The sequence below is a fragment of the Clostridiaceae bacterium genome (genome assembly GCA_012840395.1).
In the GTDB taxonomy this organism is placed as follows: domain Bacteria; phylum Bacillota; class Clostridia; order Acetivibrionales; family DULL01; genus DULL01.
The window spans coordinates 43861-62120 of the sequence record DULL01000018.1 but is presented as its reverse complement, the minus strand read 5'-3'; the positions used below and the strand labels follow the sequence as shown (position 1 = coordinate 62120).

Sequence of the window (18260 nt, the reverse complement as noted above, 5' to 3'; positions counted from 1 at the left end):
AGGCAATTAGCATTTTATTTTCTATGTATATTGAAGCTAAATATATTACTCAGTACCTTTCGTGGCCATTGTACAGATACCACTTCTCATTCGAGTCTGCACCATCGTCAGCACAGATCAGATTTATACCTCTTATGAACCTTCCTTTAACTATACCTGTTCCATCTCTCTCAAGTACTATCTGGTTGCCATCCCAGATATGCTTAGTTATAACATCGTTAACAACCTTTTCTGTTCTTAATCCATCTCCATTATATGCATAGGTAATAGTCTTATCTCCCACCGTTGTCCTTATAAGGCGGTTTAGCCCATCATACCCATTGATGGTTGCAATCTCAGAACCTGCATCTTGACCTGATACATAAATTCCAAGACCTTCAGTACTTGCACCATCAACAAGTTCCAGTATTTCAGTTCCCTTATATATCTGATTACCGTTATAGTCATAACAATAACTGATGATCCCTGTTACATCCCCTCTTACCGTTGTCTCTGTGATAAGCCTGTTGTTTTAATTTGTGTAGGTAGTCTCAGCTACTCCTGCTATTGTCATGGTTTCCCTGTTGTTATAGTCATCATAAATAATAAAAAAGCCATGACAGAGTATTACTCCCCATCAAGGCTTTAATTAAATCCAATAATATTATAGATCCCGAATCCTATTCAAAAGCACTCTCATTGAATCACATTCTTTATAATGTTGATTCTTTTATTTTGTTTATTTATCTGTAATTTTCCGAAGCATATAATATTACTTCCCGCCAATAATGGACTTCTCTCCTACGCATTTCTGCTTATTTCCCGTATTTTATCAGCATATACGCTGGCTAACTCCTCAGCAAATTCTTCTGAATAACTTTCACTGATTACCTTGCATACAGGTTTCTCGGCATCCGGCAATACTAAGACCCATCCCCCGTTCTCATAAATTTTTACTCCTTCAAGGGTTTCTATACTTTCCCCTCTTTGCTCCTGGATTATATGCCTGATTACTTTACCTTTTGCATCCCAAGGACATTCAACTTCTTTCTTATTCATGTGAATTTCAGGAATCATATCTACCAGTTCTGAAAGCGTATAATTATTATTCTTCATAAAATCAAGTATTTTTACCAAACCTGCTATCGCATCAAAACGCATTGTAAACTGCTCAAGTATTTCTGCTTTTTCTCCGTTGCACCATATTTTACTCATTATATCCTGAGTGGATGTTTTGCTCCTTATAACTTTGCCATTATGTTGGCTTGCTATCTTTTCTACTACCTGGCTTGCAGAGATGGGTACAACTACTGTTCCGCCCTTGATGGTTTTAAAAATTATCAGTGAAATAAGGGCAATGAACATATCTTCATTTACTATTCTTCCTTTGCTGTCTATCAATATCATTTTTTCACAATTATCTCCAATGGAAACTCCCAGGTCAAATTTTCCATCCCTTATAAAGCCTGCAAAAGAATTCATGTCTTCTGAAGTATTACTTTGCCGCATTGTCAATGTATTCATAAAACGCAGATTCATCACTTCTACGCTGCATCCAAGTTCCTCCAGCAGTGAAGAAATAGAGCTGCTGATAAAATGTGAAGGAGAGTTCACAGCTATTTTAAAGTTCATATTTTCAGATTTTACACTATTGATTATGCTGCGTAAATAAAAGTCGCCATATCCTTCTATAGTCTTTACTCCTTTTATACAATCTCCTTCACATCTACTAAAATCTTCTCTGGCAAATGCATTTTCGATTTTACGTTCCATGGCTCTTTCTATATTGCTTCCGTTTTTATCCAAGAAATCTATAAACAGTCTTTGGTTATCTTCAAAAGAAGTACTGATATGAATACCTCCATCTGCCCTATAGAACCTTATAGCAGATCTGGCCATAGGTAAAAGCATACTTCCAAAGTCTATAACTTCCATGCCTGAAGAAAGTATTCCAGATATAAATGATATTTTAAGCATCTGAGCTGCTCTTGAATGGTCACAGCTAATTGCAATGGTTCCCTTTCCTTTAAACAAAGCACCATATGCGGCTCCAAGTTTTGATGCATACTCAGGTGTAATATCAACATTAATTTCACCCGCAACTCCTCTGTTCCCGAATATTGAACGTGTGGATTTTGAACCCCATATTAGATTTGAGTTAACTTCAACCCCGCTCTCAATAATCTTATTGGGCCATATTTTAATATTTGGCTTGATAATAGCATTTTCTTTAACAGTAGTATCTTCTCCGATAACTGAATATTCAAATGCTGATGAATTGTAACCCATGTGTACTTTTTTGCATAAAACACAACCTCTTAATTCCGCTTGTCTGTCAATAAATGTATTTTCCCAGATAACACTTTTCTTAATCGAGCTCTGCTCTCCTATAATGCAATTATCTCCTACTACAGTGTATGCACCTATTAAAGTTCCTTTTTTAATTTTCACGTTCTGTCCAATTATACAAGGAGATTCAATTTTTACATCCTCCCCTATCTCGGTATCATCTCCGATCCATATCTTTTCTCCTGCTTCTTTGCCGGGTATGCTAATACTTACCTTCCCCTGAAGAATATCTACATGGGCTTGGACATATGCTTTTAAATCCCCAATATCACACCAGTAGTCTTCTGTAATGTATCCATACATTGGTCTTCCTTCTCTTAATAATATTGGAAACAGATCTCTGCTAAAGTCAAACATTTCATTTTTATTAAAATAATTTAAAACTTCAGGTGAAAGTATATAAATCCCTGTATTTACCGTATCGCTGAATACTTCGCCCCAGCTTGGCTTTTCAAGAAATCTAATTATTCTCCCTTCCTCATCAGTTACTACCACGCCATATTCAAGAGGTATGTCGACTCTTTTTAATACCAAAGTAGCAATGGAACCTTTTTTAATATGAAAATCTATTGCTTTTTTCAAATCTATATCAGTAAGAGCATCTCCGCTGATAACAATAAAAGTATCATCCAGAAAGTCCTGTGCGTTTTTTACACTGCCAGCGGTTCCAAGGGGCTTTTCTTCTATATAATAGCTTATATTTACTCCATGTTCTCTTCCATCATGAAAATATTCCTTAATTAGTTCAGGCATGTATTGTAATGTTACTGCTATATCCACCAACTGATATTTTTTCAATAACTCAATAATATGTTCCATAACAGGTTTGTTACCAACTGGTACCATTGGTTTTGGGCGATTACAAGTTAGGGGCCTTAATCTTGTTCCCTCTCCACCCGCCATGATTACAGCTTTCATTTTTTTCCATCCTCTCTGATTTTTTTGACTAGTATAAAAAGACTTTTAAATATTTATCTTTATTATTTGCTTTTATCAATTTACTATTCCCACATAATTACATGTGATTTTTTTAACATAACCATATTTTTATTCGCATTTAACTTTTCTTTTTGAGAATAATAAAATCTGTGAAAGGAGGATTAAAATATGTCCTTAACATCAAAAAATGCTAAAAATTGTGAATATATTGAGAATGGAGTAATGATCAGCCCCAATATACCTACTGTGGGAGAAAAAATAAAAATATCTTACGATGGATTACTTGCGAAAAGTGGAGCAACACAGGTTTATGCCCATGTAGGTTATGGAAGCAAATGGGATGGAGTATGTGATTACCATATGAAAAAAACCAAAACAGGATTTGAAGCATTAATCCCAGTTGAAAGTTCCAGCACATTGAACCTTTGTTTTAAGGATGCTGCTGGTAACTGGGATAATAATTCCGGCAAGAATTATGTATTTAATGTAAGTCATTAATAGTATTCCCATCTGTCGGTAATAGAATTATAAACAATAAAAATCACAAATTCTTTTAGTTTATGTTGTTTTTTGGTAGTTTATGTCATTTTATGGGTTTTGGCGCATAGATTTGAATAAATTAAAAAAAATGCGTATGCAGGCATTTTAGCAAGCATTTGCGCCAAAATCCCATTACCATTTCAATTTATTATTACTCGCATTTCTTGCATTTTTCTGTAGTTTACTGTATGGTATTATAGTATTTTCTTGTTTATTACTCCCAGCAAAGAAGGATTAAATATGAGATTTGTACCGGTTAATTGCCTGAGAGAGGGATCAATAGTAGCTAAAAAACTAGTTGGAAGAAATGGTGAACTTCTTTTAAATGCTGGTACTGTAATACAGAATTCCTATATTGAAAAAATAAAACGGCATGGTTACAACGGAATTTATATAGAAGATGATTTTTCAAAAGACATTGAAATTTCCGGTCTGATAAGTGATGAATTAAAATATAGGACTGTTTTTGGTTTAAAAAAAGTTTACAAGACCCTCGAACAGGAAAAAAAATTGTCAAATGATGATATTGAAAAAATTTATAACCTGGCTAACAATCTACTGGAAGAACTTCTTTCAAACAAAGAACTAATAGTTAATATGATTGATATAAAGATGTTCGATGAATACACATATTTTCATTCTGTGAATGTATCAGTATTATCGATCGTTATTGGTATTTCTTTAAACCTTGATAAAAATTTATTGTACAATTTAGCTCTTTCATCTCTGCTTCATGATATAGGAAAAGTTTTTATTGATAAAGAAATCCTCAATAAAAGAGGCAAATTAACAAAAAAAGAAAGTGAGATAATAAGAACCCATCCTTTTAGTGGCTATGATTATTTAAAATCCACTAATCATTTCCCTGCATCTGTGTATATTGGAATACTTCAGCATCATGAAAAATGCAATGGCGCCGGATATCCTATGGCACTATCAGGGAAAAATATATCACTTTTTGGCAAAATTATTTCAATTGCAGATATATATGATGCCATGACTTCGGACAGACCGTATAGAAAAGCGTTACTCCCTTCAGAAGCAATTGAATATATTATGGGCGGTAGCGGAACTCTATTTGACAAGGAAATTGTAAAATATTTTGTTGAACGTATTACTCCTTATCCAAATGGAACCTGCGTTCGTCTCAGTAACAACAGCCTTGCACTGGTAGTTGAAAACTACAAGGACTGTTGTCTGAGACCAAAAGTCAAGGTTATTTTTGAGAATGATAAGTTGGTCGATCCCTATATCTTAGATCTTCGTAATGACCAAAGAACACGGAATATTACTATTGTAGGGTTATTTAATCTTTAATATCCGCTCTTTTGAATTTTTCTTTCTCAATAAAACTGCCAAGATAACGCCATCCTAAAGAAATAGTCACTATTTGTACAGGCACCATAATCAGGTTTTTTAATATACGGGGAAGAATTATTCCTGCATTGCCAAACCCCATTATTATCAACCATATGGTATTTAAAAATGAATCCACAAAGACAGTTATAACCAGTACTGTTATAATAATTCGAATAATGCTTCTTTCTTTTTTATGGAGAAAAAGTCCATATATAGCGCCGGTAAGAAAAGCACTTATAGTGAAACCAGGAAAGTAAGGCCCTCTTGGAAAAATAATCATACCTATTATATCTGCAACCATACCAGTTACACCACCTATAACCGGACCAAACATAATTCCTGATAATGCAATTGGAAGAAAACCAAAACTAATTCTAATGATGGGAGTTTGAAAAGCTAAATAACGGGTTAAAATAACGTCCAATGAAATAAATAAGCCTATAAATACTAGCATGCGTGAATTTTTCATATAATTCTCCTCTCTTCAGGCAGCAAGGCCACAAAAGAGAGACAATTCTTTTGTGGCAGCGGAATGCGATAAAAGCACCGCAAATCTCAAGGATTTTTCGTCCAGTGGCAACTTCCCGTCCAACTGGCACTTAACGCGCTATCATCTACTCTGCCAATTATTTTAATGTTTATTATTTTAATGTTTATTTAAGAATGAATATATATTACAATAACATTGACTAAAAATAAAGTATTATTTTATAAAATATTGTATTAATTTATTAAATTTTTTCGGAAGCACAGGGACGGTTCTTCCTACCTTAGCACCTGACTTATCACTCTTATAAAATTACCTCCGGCAATTTTTTCAACATCTTTTTCTGTATAGTTGAGCCTAAGCAATTCATTGATTACTTTATACATGTCCTGGACTCCGCTTATATCTAAAGGAGTACAATCTATTCCGTCAAAATCGGCACCAATTCCAATATTGTCACACCCTATCAAAGAAGCAATATATTCAATATGTCTTATAATATTTTTTACCGAAGCGTGAGCTGTATTATTGAGAAAATAAGGATAAAAGTTAATACCTATTACTCCACCATTATCCTTTATGGCTATTATTTGAGAATCGGTTAAATTGCGTATATGGTTGCATATAGCCTTAGCATTAGAATGAGAGGCAATAACAGGAGCTTTTGACAGTTCAATTACATCCCAGAAGCCCTTTTCTGAAATATGAGATATATCTATTATCATTCCAAGAGAATTCATTTCTCTGACTACAACTCTGCCAAAGTACGTTAGTCCTCTGTCTGAAGAAGAATCTTCCACTCCATCGGCTATTTCGTTTCTATAGTTCCAGGTCAGGCATAAACTTCTTACACCCAATTTATAAAATGTTCTTAAAGCTGCCAGATCTCCCTGCAGAGCATCTCCACCTTCTATAGTAAGGATGGCAGCAATCTTCCTCTCTTTTAGCGCAGCATTAACCGAGTCAATATCGTAACATAATGAAATATTATCTTTATACAACTCAGCCTGGGAATAAAACTTATCAATTAACTGTACAGCCCGTCTCATAGCGTAAGCCTGGCAATAGGCAGGATCTATAAAAGCTGCGAAGAATTGCACATATCCATCATATTTTTGCATTCTCTCAATATCAACATGAAAATTGTTCTTCATCAAATCCATTTTATCATCATATATTCTTGACAATGTGTCACAGTGGGCATCTACTATTATCATTCAGATCTCCTTAACAGAAGCATAGGGACGGTTCTTCTGCTTCCGAAGCATAGGGACGGTTCTTCTGCTTCCATTTCTATTGCGTTACTATTGCGCTACTATATTAATATATTTAACTACTTTAGAAAGCATTCTTAATAAGATTTATTTGGGTTATCTCTACTTCGCCGGCTTTCCTCTTGACATATACTTCAACGATATCAAACCTTACGCTGCTTTCGTTAGCATGATTTCTTGATAAATAAACTGCAGCAACTTTCCTTATAACATTCTGTTTTCTGGATGTAACAGATTCAGAAGGTATGCCGAAAGATAAGCTGCTTCTGGTCTTTACCTCAATAAAACAAATATATTCATTTTCTCTGGCAACTATATCAATTTCGCCAAGTTTGCCTGCTCTAAAATTTGTGTGAATTATATGGTAGTTATTTTTGCATAAAAAATCTATAGCTGCCTTTTCACCTATATTTCCAAGGTTTTTATTATTAGTCTTCAATTAAACCATACCTGCCACTTTAATTCTTAGTTATATAATTATACAAATTTCTTTGTGAAACTTATTCTATGAATGGGACATAAACCATATTTCTTTATAGCTTCTATATGCTCTTTGGTTCCATAGCCCTTATGTTTTGCGAAACCATACTGGGGATATTTTTCACTCATATCTTCCATTATTCTGTCCCTTGTCACTTTTGCAAGTATTGAAGCGGCTGCAATTGATATGCTTAGTTGATCACCCTTTACAATTGAAAGCTGAGGGACTTTGATATTATCAAGTTTAACTGCATCAATTAATACAATATCAGGTGTTATACTAAGATTTTGAATTGCTTTTTCCATAGCATCTTTGGTTGCATTTAAAATATTAACCCTGTCTATGGATTTCTCATCTACAATACCTAATGAATATGCAAGAGCTTCGTGAGTAATTATCTCAAAAAGTTCCTCTCTTTTTTTGGCAGTCAGCTTTTTAGAATCATTAAGCTTTTCAATGAATATCCCCCTGGGCAAAATTACAGCCGCTGCTACAACAGGCCCCGCCAATGGTCCTCTTCCCGCTTCATCAACACCTGCTACATAGCCAGCCCCCTTGGTGTATGCCTCCATCTCATAAACGCACATATTCCTATAGCGGAGCAATTCCTTATCATTAACCTCAGCCTTGTCTAAAGTCATCATTCTGTACTAACCCTCCGGATTTTCTTCATCAGGCGGAGTTTCCAATGTAATTCTACCAATTTTTCCTCCCCTGAATTCATCAAGAACAATTGCGGCAATTCTCGTTGTGTCTACTTCTCCTCCTGATACCAAACATCCTCTGTTCCTGCCCGCAATAATTAATAGTTCTTCTTTATTCTCAAAATCTGCATCATTAAATTTATATCTTTCTTTTATGAGTTGAGGATAGGTATCGCTAAGCTGAATAAGGAGGGCTGAGGCTACTTCAACAATATCATACACATCATCTTTTATGGCGCCGGTAAAAGCCAGATTCAGGCCAACTTTTAAGTCTTCAAATTTTGGCCATAATATTCCGGGAGTATCTAAAAGATCTATTTCTCTTCCCAGTCTAATCCACTGCTTGTTTTTTGTAACTCCGGGCCTGTCCTCCGTGGCTGCAGCCGCTCTTCCTGCCATTTTATTAATCAATGTGGATTTCCCTACATTCGGAATGCCGACTACCATAGTCCTGATAGGACGGAATATCCTGCCTTTTTTCTTTTCTCTCTCTATTTTTTCTTTTGTCAATTCTTTCAATAAAACTTTTAACTGATTTAATCCCTTACCTCTTATTGAGTCTATAAAAATATAGGTATAACCATTTTCGTTATACCATCTTTCCCATCTTTTTGATATCGTTTCGTCAGCCATATCAGATTTGTTTAATGCCACTACCCTCGGCTTATTCCCTAATATTTTGTCTATTTCAGGATTTTTGCTGCTTACAGGTATTCTGGCATCCAGCAGTTCAATTACTACGTCTACCAGTTTTAAATTTTCTGAAATTAGTCTCCGTGTCTTTGCCATATGACCAGGAAACCATTGTATATTCATAAATTATTGTTCCTCCAATTGGCTTTCCTATTTTAAAACTCCCATATTATTCAGAGGCCATATTCTATATACTGCCTTTCCTTTTATTCTATCATATTTAATCATGCCTATCTGTCTGCTGTCTCTGCTGTTCTGCCTGTTGTCACCGAGGACAAATACTTCACCTTCTTCAACAACAAAAGGAACCTTCAGGCCATAACTGTCAGTATACCCTAATGCATAAGGCTCATCTAATTTTTCATTATTTATATACACAAACCCATCCTTTATATCAACCACATCTCCGGGTACTGCTATAACTCTTTTAATAAAATCCACTTCATTTATTCCCGGCAACATTTTTTTTATAAAAGTAAAATTTTTTAAGAATGGTATATATTCAACGGCACCTTTTTGGTATTGAAGAACTATTATATCTCCTCTCTTTGGTTCAGAGAAATAGTATCCCAATTTATAAACAATCAGCCTTTCATTGCTGGAAAGAGTATTGTTCATGGAATCTCCTTGAACCAATACTGGTTCGAATATAAAACCTCTAATCAGCAAAGCTATAATAACTGCCACAAGGATTGCTTCAATCCATTGAAATAGTTCTTTAGCGAAACTAACAGATTCATTCTTTGTATTCATAGACATGCACCTTTATAAATAAAAGGGACATAATATAGTCCCTTTATCTTTTAATACTTTGTTATTCTTCATCTTTTCTAACATCAAGTTTTTCTCTGACTCTTGCTGACTTACCAAGTTTTTCACGCAAGTAGTAGAGTTTTGCTCTTCTTACTTTACCTTTTCTTACAATTTCAATATTAGCGATTTTGGGGGAGTGAACTGGTAAAACTCTTTCAACTCCGACACCATAAGATATTCTTCTTACAGTAAAGCTTTCCTTAAGGCCACTGCCTCTTTTGGATATTACTGTTCCTTCAAAAACCTGAATTCTTTCTCTTGATCCTTCTTTTACTTTTAAATGTACTCTAACATAATCTCCTATTTCAACAACAGGTAAATCTGTTCTCAACTGTTCTTGCTCTATTGTTTTAATTATATCCATCATTCTTCCTCCTTCCCTTCCTAGGCATTCGTACCAGGTTTATATTTATGATCTGGCAGAGGACTACCCGTATTACACACGAATGAAATTATAACATACCTGGTTTTTGTTGTAAACCTTATTTTTGTTTCTTGCAGTATTTTTCATATAAGTCAGGCCTCTTTTCGTATGTTCTTTTCAGGGACTGTTCTTTTCTCCATTTTTCTATGTTAGCATGATGCCCCGACAGTAAAACATCAGGAACTTTCCTGTTCAAGAATTCATAAGGCCTGGTATATTGTGGATATTCCAAAAGCCCACTATAAATTGACTCATCTAAATGAGACTCTTTATTTGATAGAACTCCTGGAATAAGACGGCTTACTGCATCTATTACCACCATAGCAGGAAGTTCTCCTCCTGTTAGGATATAATCCCCTATGGATATTTCTTCATCCACTATTTCTTCGATTATCCTCTCATCTATGCCTTCATAATGTCCGCATAAAAGAATAAGGTGGTCATACTTGGCCAGTTCTTCTACCATACTTTGGTTAAATAACTTACCCTGTGGGCTGAGATATATAACTGGTGGTCTATAGGATAAACCATCCACTATTGAAAGCCAGGCATCATATATTGGTTGCGGAGTCATAACCATACCTGCACCTCCGCCGTAGGGATAATCATCGGTTTTCTTATGCTTATCCCGTGAAAAATCTCTGATGTTTATTGGGTTAATTTGAATAATACCTTTTTTTTGGGCTCTGCCGATAATACTTTCTCCTAATACATATTTAAAGATATCAGGAAAAAGTGTCAGTATGTCAAACCTCATTATCAATCAGCCCTTCCGGAAGAGAAACTCTTACCTGGCCTTCTTCCACAGAAACCTCTTTCACCACACTTTTCAAAGCAGGTATTAATACTTCACCATATTTTTCTCCATCAACCACAAAAACATCGTTACTGCCTGTTTCCAGGACATTTTTTATTATTCCCAGTTTACCCAGGTTATCATCATAAACTTCACAACCAATCAGGTCACATATAAAAAAACTATCCTCAGGCAGTTTAACGGCATTTTCTCTGTCAACCTTAATATACAAGCCTTTTAATTCTTCTGCCTTACTCATATCAGTAATTTCCTTAAACTTTATCATTACAAGTCCTTTATATGGCCTGACTCCTTCAATATTATATTTTTCCAATTTGCCTTGCTTATCTACATAAACCCAATCAAGATCATTAAACCTGTCCAAGCTGTCGGTAAGAGGTATTACTTTAATCTCTCCCTTTATTCCATGGGTATTAACAATTTTACCTATTTCAAGATATTCGCTCAATCTCATTGTGCGTTACCATCCTTGTACAAAAAAAGGTGATTAAATCACCTTTTATTGTATTATTTCCACAATAACTCTTTTGTTTTCTTTTATAGCAGACGCTTTGATAACTGTTCTTATGGCTTTTGCAATTCTACCCTGTTTTCCAATTACCTTACCCATATCTTCCTTTGAGACCTTCAATTCTAATATAAGGGATTTTTCCCCTTCGATCTCATTTACGTATACCTCTTCCGGGTTATCAACAAGCGCCTTGGCCATAACTTCGAGTAATTCCTTCATTTAAGTACCTCCCGGATATTTCCTTAAATTCTGTTAATTAATTTAACTGAATGCATATCCATATGGATAATACAATGATATATCCTTTATTATAAAGATAATGAGAAGTTGTTATTCAATTATTCCAGCTGCTTTTAACAATGTCCTTACAGTGTCTGTTGGTTGAGCTCCATTTTTCAACCATTTTAAAGCCTTTTCACTGTCAATCTTTATTTCAGACGGATTTGGAACAGGATTATAGGTACCTATTTCTTCTATAAACCTGCCATCACGTGGATATCTTGAATCAGCTACAACTACTCTATAAAAAGGACTCTTTTTTGCACCAATTCTTTTCAGTCTGATTCTTACTGCCACCTTTTTCACCTCCTTTCAAGTCTTGGTCTTCTTACAACTTTTATATTAGAAAGGTAATCTCATCTTGCCAAATGATTTCTTACCCTTTTTGCCCATATCAGAGAACATCTTGAACATTTTCTTAACTTCTTCAAAATCTCTTAATAGCTTATTTACATCCTGTACACTGGTACCACTTCCAGCAGCAATTCTTTTTCTCCTGCTTCCGTTTATGATTGAGGGATCTTTTCTTTCCTGCAAAGTCATTGAATTTATAATAGCCTCCACCCTGGCCATTTTTTTCTCATCCAGATCAGCATTTTGCAGTGCTTTACTGTTTATTCCTGGAATCATGCCTAATACCTGTTGCAGAGGACCCATATTTTTAAGCTGACGAAGCTGGTCTAAGAAATCCTCCAGGGTAAATTGCTGACTTCTCATTTTTTTCTCAAGCTCAAGAGCCTTTTTTTCATCAAAGGCTTCCTGGGCTTTTTCAATCAGACTTAGAACGTCTCCCATGCCAAGAATTCTTGAAGCCATTCTGTCCGGATAAAACGGTTCCAGGTCGCTTAATTTTTCACCTGCAGCAGCAAATTTTATAGGACGCCCTGTCACCGCCTTAACTGATAAAGCTGCTCCACCTCTTGTATCACCGTCCAATTTTGTAAGAACAATACCATCTATTCCTAGTTTATTATTAAAGTTCTCTGCTACATTTACAGCATCCTGGCCGGTCATGGAATCCACTACAAGAAGTATTTCATGAGGGTTTACCGCAGCCTTGATATTCTTAAGCTCATCCATCAACTCCTCATCAATGTGCAGTCTTCCGGCAGTATCTATAATTACCACGTCATATCCTTTACTGTTTGCATGATTTAAAGCAGCCTTTGCTATATCTACCGGATTAACTTTATCACCTAGTGAAAACACTGGAATATTCAGCTGATTGCCTACAACTTCCAGCTGTTTTATAGCTGCGGGCCTATAAATATCACATGCGGTAAGAAGTGGATTTTTACCCTGTTTTCTAAGCAGGTTTGCCAATTTCCCTGATGTAGTTGTCTTTCCTGAGCCTTGAAGCCCTACCATCATAATAACCGTTGGCGGCCGGGGAGAAAAAATAATTTTACTGGGTTCCCTCCCCATCAGATTAATTAATTCCTCATGAACTATCTTGATTACTTGCTGTCCAGGGCTGAGACTTTCAAGAACTTCCTGTCCTACTGCTCTTTCAGACACTTTGTTTATAAAATCTTTTACTACTTTGAAGTTTACATCAGCTTCAAGTAAAGCAAGTTTGATTTCTCTCATTATTTCCTTTACATCTTTTTCTGATACTCTTCCTGCACCCCGAAGCCTTTTTATTGTACTCTGGAGTTTGCTGGACAATCCTTCGAACAACGACATTTATTTAATCCTCCGTATCATCATAGACCATTAACTATATCAATAATACCGTTTTTTACCTGGTTAAGTTTCTCAATATCATCCTGGCTCATATTTTTTTTATCAATTTCACTCAGCAGCTTAACTATTTTCATAGCTATCTCTTTTTGTTCAGAAAACTTTTTAATCAGTCCTAATTTTTCTTCAAACTCATAAAGGGCAGCTTTCCCTCTCTTAACATTATCATAGACACCTTGCCGGCTTATATCCAGTTGCTCGGATATTTCGCCAAGAGAATAATCATTATTTATATGCAAATCAAGTATTTCCTGCTGTCTTTTAGTCAGCAGCTGCCCATAAAAATCCAGGAGTAAACTAATATGGTATATATTCTTCATGAGTTATCTGCCTGTAAAGCATTTTTACTTTACACCTATTTTATTTTATTCTCTTATGTTTGTCAACAAAAAAATAATACCTATTCAGCAAAACCTCTTATCTCTTCCAGTTTCTTCCGAATTTCTTCATTATCTGAATAAATATTATACTTCAAAAACTCCTCAAAATAGAATTTCGCATTCTTATAATCACCTTTTTCATAATAGGTGTTTCCTAAAGCTTTAAGAATAAATGTACACCTGTTATCAAGTTTATAACCTTCAAGATATGCCTCTATTGCCTTATCCAGCATCCCCATTTCTTTATATGCAGAACCTATGTTATTGTAAGCATATTTGGACTTTTTAATTTTATTCGCCCTTTCAGCTTCTTCAATACATTTTTCATACTCACCCTTAAGCAGATAAACCTTTGCCAGGTTGCTGCGGGAAGTACTGTTGTTGGGGTTTAATTGAAGTGATATGATATATTCTTTTTCTGCCAGTTCAAGATGTTCTTTGTTCTTTTCTTTATCTTCCTCATAGCTGTCAAGATAACCTCCTGCAAGAGAACTATGGGCTCTGTCGCTGTTAGGTGCTTTTTTTACAGTATCCTGCCACAACCTTATAGTATCGCTGTATATATAATTTCTAGCTATTGTAAGCCCTGAAAGCATAATAATAATGAGACATGATAAAACCATAAATGCTTGCATGGATTTTTTAACAAGGTTAGGCTTTATGATTCTCTCACCGGATTGAGGCGGGAATATCAGGCCTATTAAAAATATTACAAAACCAGCCAATGGAAAGTATACTCTATGTTCAAAATAAACATCCTTAATAGATATAAATGAGGATTCTACAGAAAGCCCTATAAAAAACCACAGTATACCAAGAGATAATAATTTGTTTTTCTTAAAATTATATAAGCCGATTAATCCTATTATAAGTAAAATAATAAATGAAATATAGGAATTGTTTTCCCATATAGTCTTTGAAATTGGAAAATCGTTGCTATAATCAAAGCACTGACCATATGGTATAAAAAGCAGCCTGATATACAGCAAAATTACATTCATCTGGGTGTAGAAATAATGGTTCCTTTCCATAGAAGTGCTTGCTTTAAAGGTTAAGTTAGGATCACTCTGGTTAAACCCTTTTAAAAAAATATTTGTTCCCGGTATTATTGGTACTGTCAAAAATATAATTATCAAAATAACAGCCCTTTTAATCCATTTAATTTCTCTGTCTTTTAAAAAGAACATAAAATCCAGCAGGGCAAGCATGAAAGGAATTGTTATGGTATTTTCCTTTGTAAACATTGCCAGTATTATTGAAATCAACATAAATATAAAATATCTTTTTTTATCATTTATCCGGTATTTTAAAAAGAAGAAAATTGAAAGAAGATAAAAACAAGCCGCAAGTGAGGCTGTTCTCTGGACAATATAACTTACAGCATTAATCTGCATGGGATGAGTTACGAAAACAAGTGATCCAACCATGGAAATAACATTCCTGAATCTGGCTGCCAGTTTGTTTTTTTCAAAATTCAGTCCGAGTATATAGTTTATTATAAAATAAAGTATTATCCCATTAAAAATGTGAATTGCCGTATTGACTATATGATAACCATATACGGAAGTATCATGAATTGCATAATTTATTGACAAAGTAAAATATAAAACAAACCTGTTGGTGTAAAAATTCCATATGGATCGTAAATCAAAGGGATTTCTTATATCATAGTTGTTTACAATAGAACTGAAGTCGTCAAGTAAAAAGGGTATGGCAAAACTATTACAATATGCTATTAATGTTATAAAAGCAATAATCCCTATAACAATTAGCTTGTTATCAAGCTTTCGCTCTATTTGTGCGATTGTTTTCATTTTTTATTCTGCACATCCACTCAAAGACTTAAGTCAAAGATAGTCTATCATATAAGCCGGTTTTTTTGCAATAGTGATTAGTGCCGGTTTATTTTTATCTGAATATATCCACTGTTTATACCATAGCAATTTATCTCCTGCTTATAATGCGGGAGTATTCTTGCTGTTTCTTTGATAATGAATCTCAACTTAATATACCGGTATCTTCAGCTCATCTCCTTCATAAATTTGACTGTTTAAAAGATTATTTGCTTTTTTTATCTCAAATATGTATTTTCTTATATCTGAATTACCTCCATATTTTTCAGCAATAGACCATAATGTGTCTCCTTTTTGAATTTTTACTGTTATATAATTAATTTCTTTAAAGCCCTGTGCCGATGCAGAAAATATTAAAGTGGAAATAATCATCAAAGCCATGGCAACTATTACAATAAATCTTCTCTTGTTTACAAGTATGTATCTTCTATTCATAATGTATCCCTACCTCTGGATATTATAGAACATGTGTTCTGGTTATATTTTAGTACAAACATATGTTCTGTGTCAATATTATTCGAACATTTGTTTGACATTTTTCTGGAAAATGTTATAATATATCTGAAAGCGGCAATATATAATTTTCTTTTGCCATAGGGCTATGAAAGGAATGGTTTTATGCCAAAAAAGAATAATGATAAACAGCAAAAGATTCTTGATTTTCTCAGAAAGGAAGTAGAAGAAAAAGGGTACCCTCCATCAGTGAGGGAAATTTGCAGCGCGATAGGTCTTAAATCTACTTCTACAGTTCACAGCTACCTTGCCAAGCTGGAAAAAGAGGGTTTCATACAAAAGGATCCTTCTAAACCAAGAGCTATAAAAGTAGTGGACAATCAAGAAAGTAATCATAAAAGTGATCTGTTACAACAGAACTATGGCTTTTTAGGCAAAAAGATAATTCAAGTTCCGATTGTAGGTAAAGTAACTGCAGGACAGCCTATTCTCGCCGTGGAAAATATTGAAGATACTTTCCCTTTGCCTGCTGAATTTGTCCGGAATTCTACCACATTTATGTTAAAGGTTAAGGGTGAAAGTATGATAGAAGCAGGCATCCTTGATGGGGATATGGTTCTGGTAAGGCAGCAGTCATCTGCACAAAATGGTGATATTGTAGTTGCCCTAATCGGAGATGAAGCTACCATTAAAACCTTTTACAAGGAAAAGGATTATATAAGGCTTCAACCTGAAAACAGGTATATGGAACCAATAATCGTTAAAGATAATGTTTCAATACTTGGCAAAGTTATCGGAGTATTCAGAAAACTATAATAAACATATCTTACCTGTAAACAGTATAAAGTGAATGATTTGTATTATTAAACCATACACTTTACCTGTATTTTATAAAATCCTTATTCTTTTCCACTATCATTAAAAATAAGATTAACTGCTTTCAATGGAGCTATAGTGGATATTGCATGTTTATATATAAGTTGCTGTTTCCCATCAGTTTCCAAAACAACAGTAAAATTATCGAACCCTTTTACTAATCCTTTTAGCTGAAAACCATTTGTTAAATATACTGTAACTGCTATGTATTCTTTACGTACTTGATTTAAAAAAACATCCTGTAAATTAATATTTGTCTTGTTCACTGAAAAATCCTCCTCTTATATGCAAATTATCTGACCAAACCTTCAATTCATTATATTTTTATTAATTTGATATTACTAATTTTATAAGATAATTCCAGTCAATGCAATATTTGATTGGATTTCTCTAAGCGCTCCACCCTCTTCCCCCAATCTGTCTACGTTTATCCATTTGACACCCTCAAGTCTTTTAAACCAGGTCAATTGCCTTTTTGCATATCTTCTGGTATCTCTTTTCAATAGATAAATTGACTCTTCAAGAGTCGTTAAGCCCTTCAGGTACCACAAAATTTGTTTGTAACCCAGTCCCTGCATAGCAATGGAGTTTTTGTCATAACCCATTTCAACAAGCTTTCTGACCTCATTGACAAGACCTTTCCTGATCATTGCATCAACTCTTCTGTTTATTCTATCATAGAGTTTTGCCCTTTCCATTTGCAGACCGTAAATTAAAAACTTGTATTTGGAAGGTTCTGTTCTCGAAGTCCTCTGATGCTGGGAAATTGTTTTATTAGTATATTTATACACTTCTATAGCTCTTATGATTCTTTTAATATCATTTTTATGAATTCTTTCCGCTGACTCGGGATCAATTTCCTTAAGCATTTCATGCAGATATTCATTACCCTTCTCCTCTGCTTCCTTTCTCAGGCTCTCACGAAGTTCCCAATCAGTTATTGTATCCGAAAAATTAATATTATATACCAGGGAATTTATGTATAATCCTGTTCCACCAACAATTATTGGAATTTTACCTTTTTCAGTTATTTCATCCATATATTTTAAGGCCAATTCCTTAAACTTTGCAACACTAAATTCCTGGTCAGGATATATACAGCTAATAAGATAATGATTTACACCGCACATTTCCTCTTCGTCAGGTTTTGCAGTCCCTATATCCATGAATTTATATACTTGCATTGAGTCAGCTGATATTATCTCGCCATTTATTTCCCGGGCAAGATCTATGGATACTTTTGTCTTTCCCACAGCCGTAGGTCCGACAATTACAATAGCATTTCCCAATTTATGACCTCCTATGT

Annotated in this window: 22 protein-coding genes; 3 read left to right on the top strand and 19 right to left on the bottom strand. The window is 34.6% G+C overall.

Annotation, left to right across the window (positions count from 1 at the left end):
* Window positions 1–49 precede the first annotated feature (49 nt).
* Window positions 50–283 (bottom strand): hypothetical protein, encoded by a 234-nt coding sequence (locus GXX20_02515; GenBank protein ID HHW30538.1) that lies wholly within the window; start codon window positions 281–283, stop codon window positions 50–52.
* A gap of 497 nt (window positions 284–780) precedes the next feature.
* Window positions 781–3246 (bottom strand): NTP transferase domain-containing protein, encoded by a 2466-nt coding sequence (locus GXX20_02510; protein HHW30537.1) that lies wholly within the window; start codon window positions 3244–3246, stop codon window positions 781–783.
* A gap of 189 nt (window positions 3247–3435) precedes the next feature.
* Here GXX20_02510 and GXX20_02505 point away from each other — a divergent pair, with 189 nt between their 5' ends.
* Together GXX20_02505 and GXX20_02500 are read left to right on the top strand one after the other, a co-directional pair.
* Complete coding sequence (locus GXX20_02505; GenBank protein HHW30536.1) at window positions 3436–3765, top strand: carbohydrate-binding protein; 330 nt, start codon at window positions 3436–3438, stop codon at window positions 3763–3765.
* A 282-nt stretch (window positions 3766–4047) separates the two neighbouring features.
* The gene (locus tag GXX20_02500; protein ID HHW30535.1) at window positions 4048–5124 is read left to right on the top strand and encodes an HD-GYP domain-containing protein; all 1077 of its coding nucleotides are present in this window, start codon (window positions 4048–4050) and stop codon (window positions 5122–5124) included.
* Here the strand turns inward: GXX20_02500 and GXX20_02495 are convergent.
* The 15 genes from GXX20_02495 to GXX20_02425 form a co-directional block, all read right to left on the bottom strand.
* Window positions 5114–5635: a folate family ECF transporter S component gene (locus GXX20_02495; protein ID HHW30534.1), complete on the bottom strand. Its 522-nt coding sequence runs from the start codon at window positions 5633–5635 to the stop codon at window positions 5114–5116. The two genes, GXX20_02500 and GXX20_02495, sit on opposite strands and share 11 nt — an antisense overlap.
* A gap of 296 nt (window positions 5636–5931) precedes the next feature.
* Window positions 5932–6870 (bottom strand): membrane dipeptidase, encoded by a 939-nt coding sequence (locus GXX20_02490; protein HHW30533.1) that lies wholly within the window; start codon window positions 6868–6870, stop codon window positions 5932–5934.
* 121 nt (window positions 6871–6991) lie between these two features.
* Window positions 6992–7366, bottom strand: a complete 375-nt coding sequence (locus GXX20_02485) for a YraN family protein (GenBank protein ID HHW30532.1) — start codon at window positions 7364–7366, stop codon at window positions 6992–6994.
* A gap of 38 nt (window positions 7367–7404) precedes the next feature.
* On the bottom strand, window positions 7405–8052 hold the full coding sequence (locus GXX20_02480) for a ribonuclease HII (GenBank protein ID HHW30531.1): 648 nt from the start codon (window positions 8050–8052) through the stop codon (window positions 7405–7407).
* Between the two features lie 6 nt (window positions 8053–8058).
* Window positions 8059–8928 (bottom strand): ribosome biogenesis GTPase YlqF, encoded by an 870-nt coding sequence (gene ylqF, locus GXX20_02475; protein ID HHW30530.1) that lies wholly within the window; start codon window positions 8926–8928, stop codon window positions 8059–8061.
* 27 nt (window positions 8929–8955) lie between these two features.
* Window positions 8956–9558, bottom strand: a complete 603-nt coding sequence (gene lepB, locus GXX20_02470; GenBank protein ID HHW30529.1) for a signal peptidase I — start codon at window positions 9556–9558, stop codon at window positions 8956–8958.
* Between the two features lie 61 nt (window positions 9559–9619).
* Window positions 9620–9982 (bottom strand): 50S ribosomal protein L19, encoded by a 363-nt coding sequence (gene rplS / locus GXX20_02465; protein HHW30528.1) that lies wholly within the window; start codon window positions 9980–9982, stop codon window positions 9620–9622.
* A gap of 118 nt (window positions 9983–10100) precedes the next feature.
* Complete coding sequence (gene trmD / locus GXX20_02460) at window positions 10101–10799, bottom strand: tRNA (guanosine(37)-N1)-methyltransferase TrmD (GenBank protein ID HHW30527.1); 699 nt, start codon at window positions 10797–10799, stop codon at window positions 10101–10103.
* Window positions 10789–11307: a ribosome maturation factor RimM gene (gene rimM, locus GXX20_02455; GenBank protein ID HHW30526.1), complete on the bottom strand. Its 519-nt coding sequence runs from the start codon at window positions 11305–11307 to the stop codon at window positions 10789–10791. Before rimM ends, trmD begins: the two co-directional genes overlap by 11 nt.
* A gap of 51 nt (window positions 11308–11358) precedes the next feature.
* The gene (locus tag GXX20_02450; protein ID HHW30525.1) at window positions 11359–11589 is read right to left on the bottom strand and encodes a KH domain-containing protein; all 231 of its coding nucleotides are present in this window, start codon (window positions 11587–11589) and stop codon (window positions 11359–11361) included.
* Between the two features lie 111 nt (window positions 11590–11700).
* Window positions 11701–11946, bottom strand: a complete 246-nt coding sequence (gene rpsP / locus GXX20_02445; protein HHW30524.1) for a 30S ribosomal protein S16 — start codon at window positions 11944–11946, stop codon at window positions 11701–11703.
* Window positions 11947–11991: 45 nt separating this feature from the next.
* A complete protein-coding gene (gene ffh, locus GXX20_02440) occupies window positions 11992–13335 on the bottom strand; it encodes a signal recognition particle protein (GenBank protein HHW30523.1) in 1344 nt (447 codons plus the stop codon).
* A gap of 20 nt (window positions 13336–13355) precedes the next feature.
* Window positions 13356–13712 carry a YlxM family DNA-binding protein gene (locus GXX20_02435; protein HHW30522.1) on the bottom strand — a complete coding sequence of 119 codons (357 nt, stop codon included), beginning with the start codon at window positions 13710–13712 and terminating at the stop codon, window positions 13356–13358.
* A gap of 80 nt (window positions 13713–13792) precedes the next feature.
* Window positions 13793–15586: a tetratricopeptide repeat protein gene (locus GXX20_02430; protein HHW30521.1), complete on the bottom strand. Its 1794-nt coding sequence runs from the start codon at window positions 15584–15586 to the stop codon at window positions 13793–13795.
* Between the two features lie 189 nt (window positions 15587–15775).
* A complete protein-coding gene (locus tag GXX20_02425) occupies window positions 15776–16060 on the bottom strand; it encodes a LysM peptidoglycan-binding domain-containing protein (GenBank protein ID HHW30520.1) in 285 nt (94 codons plus the stop codon).
* A gap of 183 nt (window positions 16061–16243) precedes the next feature.
* Here GXX20_02425 and lexA point away from each other — a divergent pair, with 183 nt between their 5' ends.
* Window positions 16244–16894 carry a transcriptional repressor LexA gene (gene lexA, locus GXX20_02420; GenBank protein HHW30519.1) on the top strand — a complete coding sequence of 217 codons (651 nt, stop codon included), beginning with the start codon at window positions 16244–16246 and terminating at the stop codon, window positions 16892–16894.
* A gap of 83 nt (window positions 16895–16977) precedes the next feature.
* On the opposite strand, the gene hfq is transcribed toward lexA, so the two are convergent.
* Together hfq and miaA are read right to left on the bottom strand one after the other, a co-directional pair.
* On the bottom strand, window positions 16978–17220 hold the full coding sequence (gene hfq, locus GXX20_02415) for an RNA chaperone Hfq (protein HHW30518.1): 243 nt from the start codon (window positions 17218–17220) through the stop codon (window positions 16978–16980).
* 81 nt (window positions 17221–17301) lie between these two features.
* Window positions 17302–18243, bottom strand: coding sequence for a tRNA (adenosine(37)-N6)-dimethylallyltransferase MiaA (miaA, locus tag GXX20_02410; protein ID HHW30517.1), 942 nt, complete (start codon window positions 18241–18243; stop codon window positions 17302–17304).
* Window positions 18244–18260: the final 17 nt, after the last annotated feature.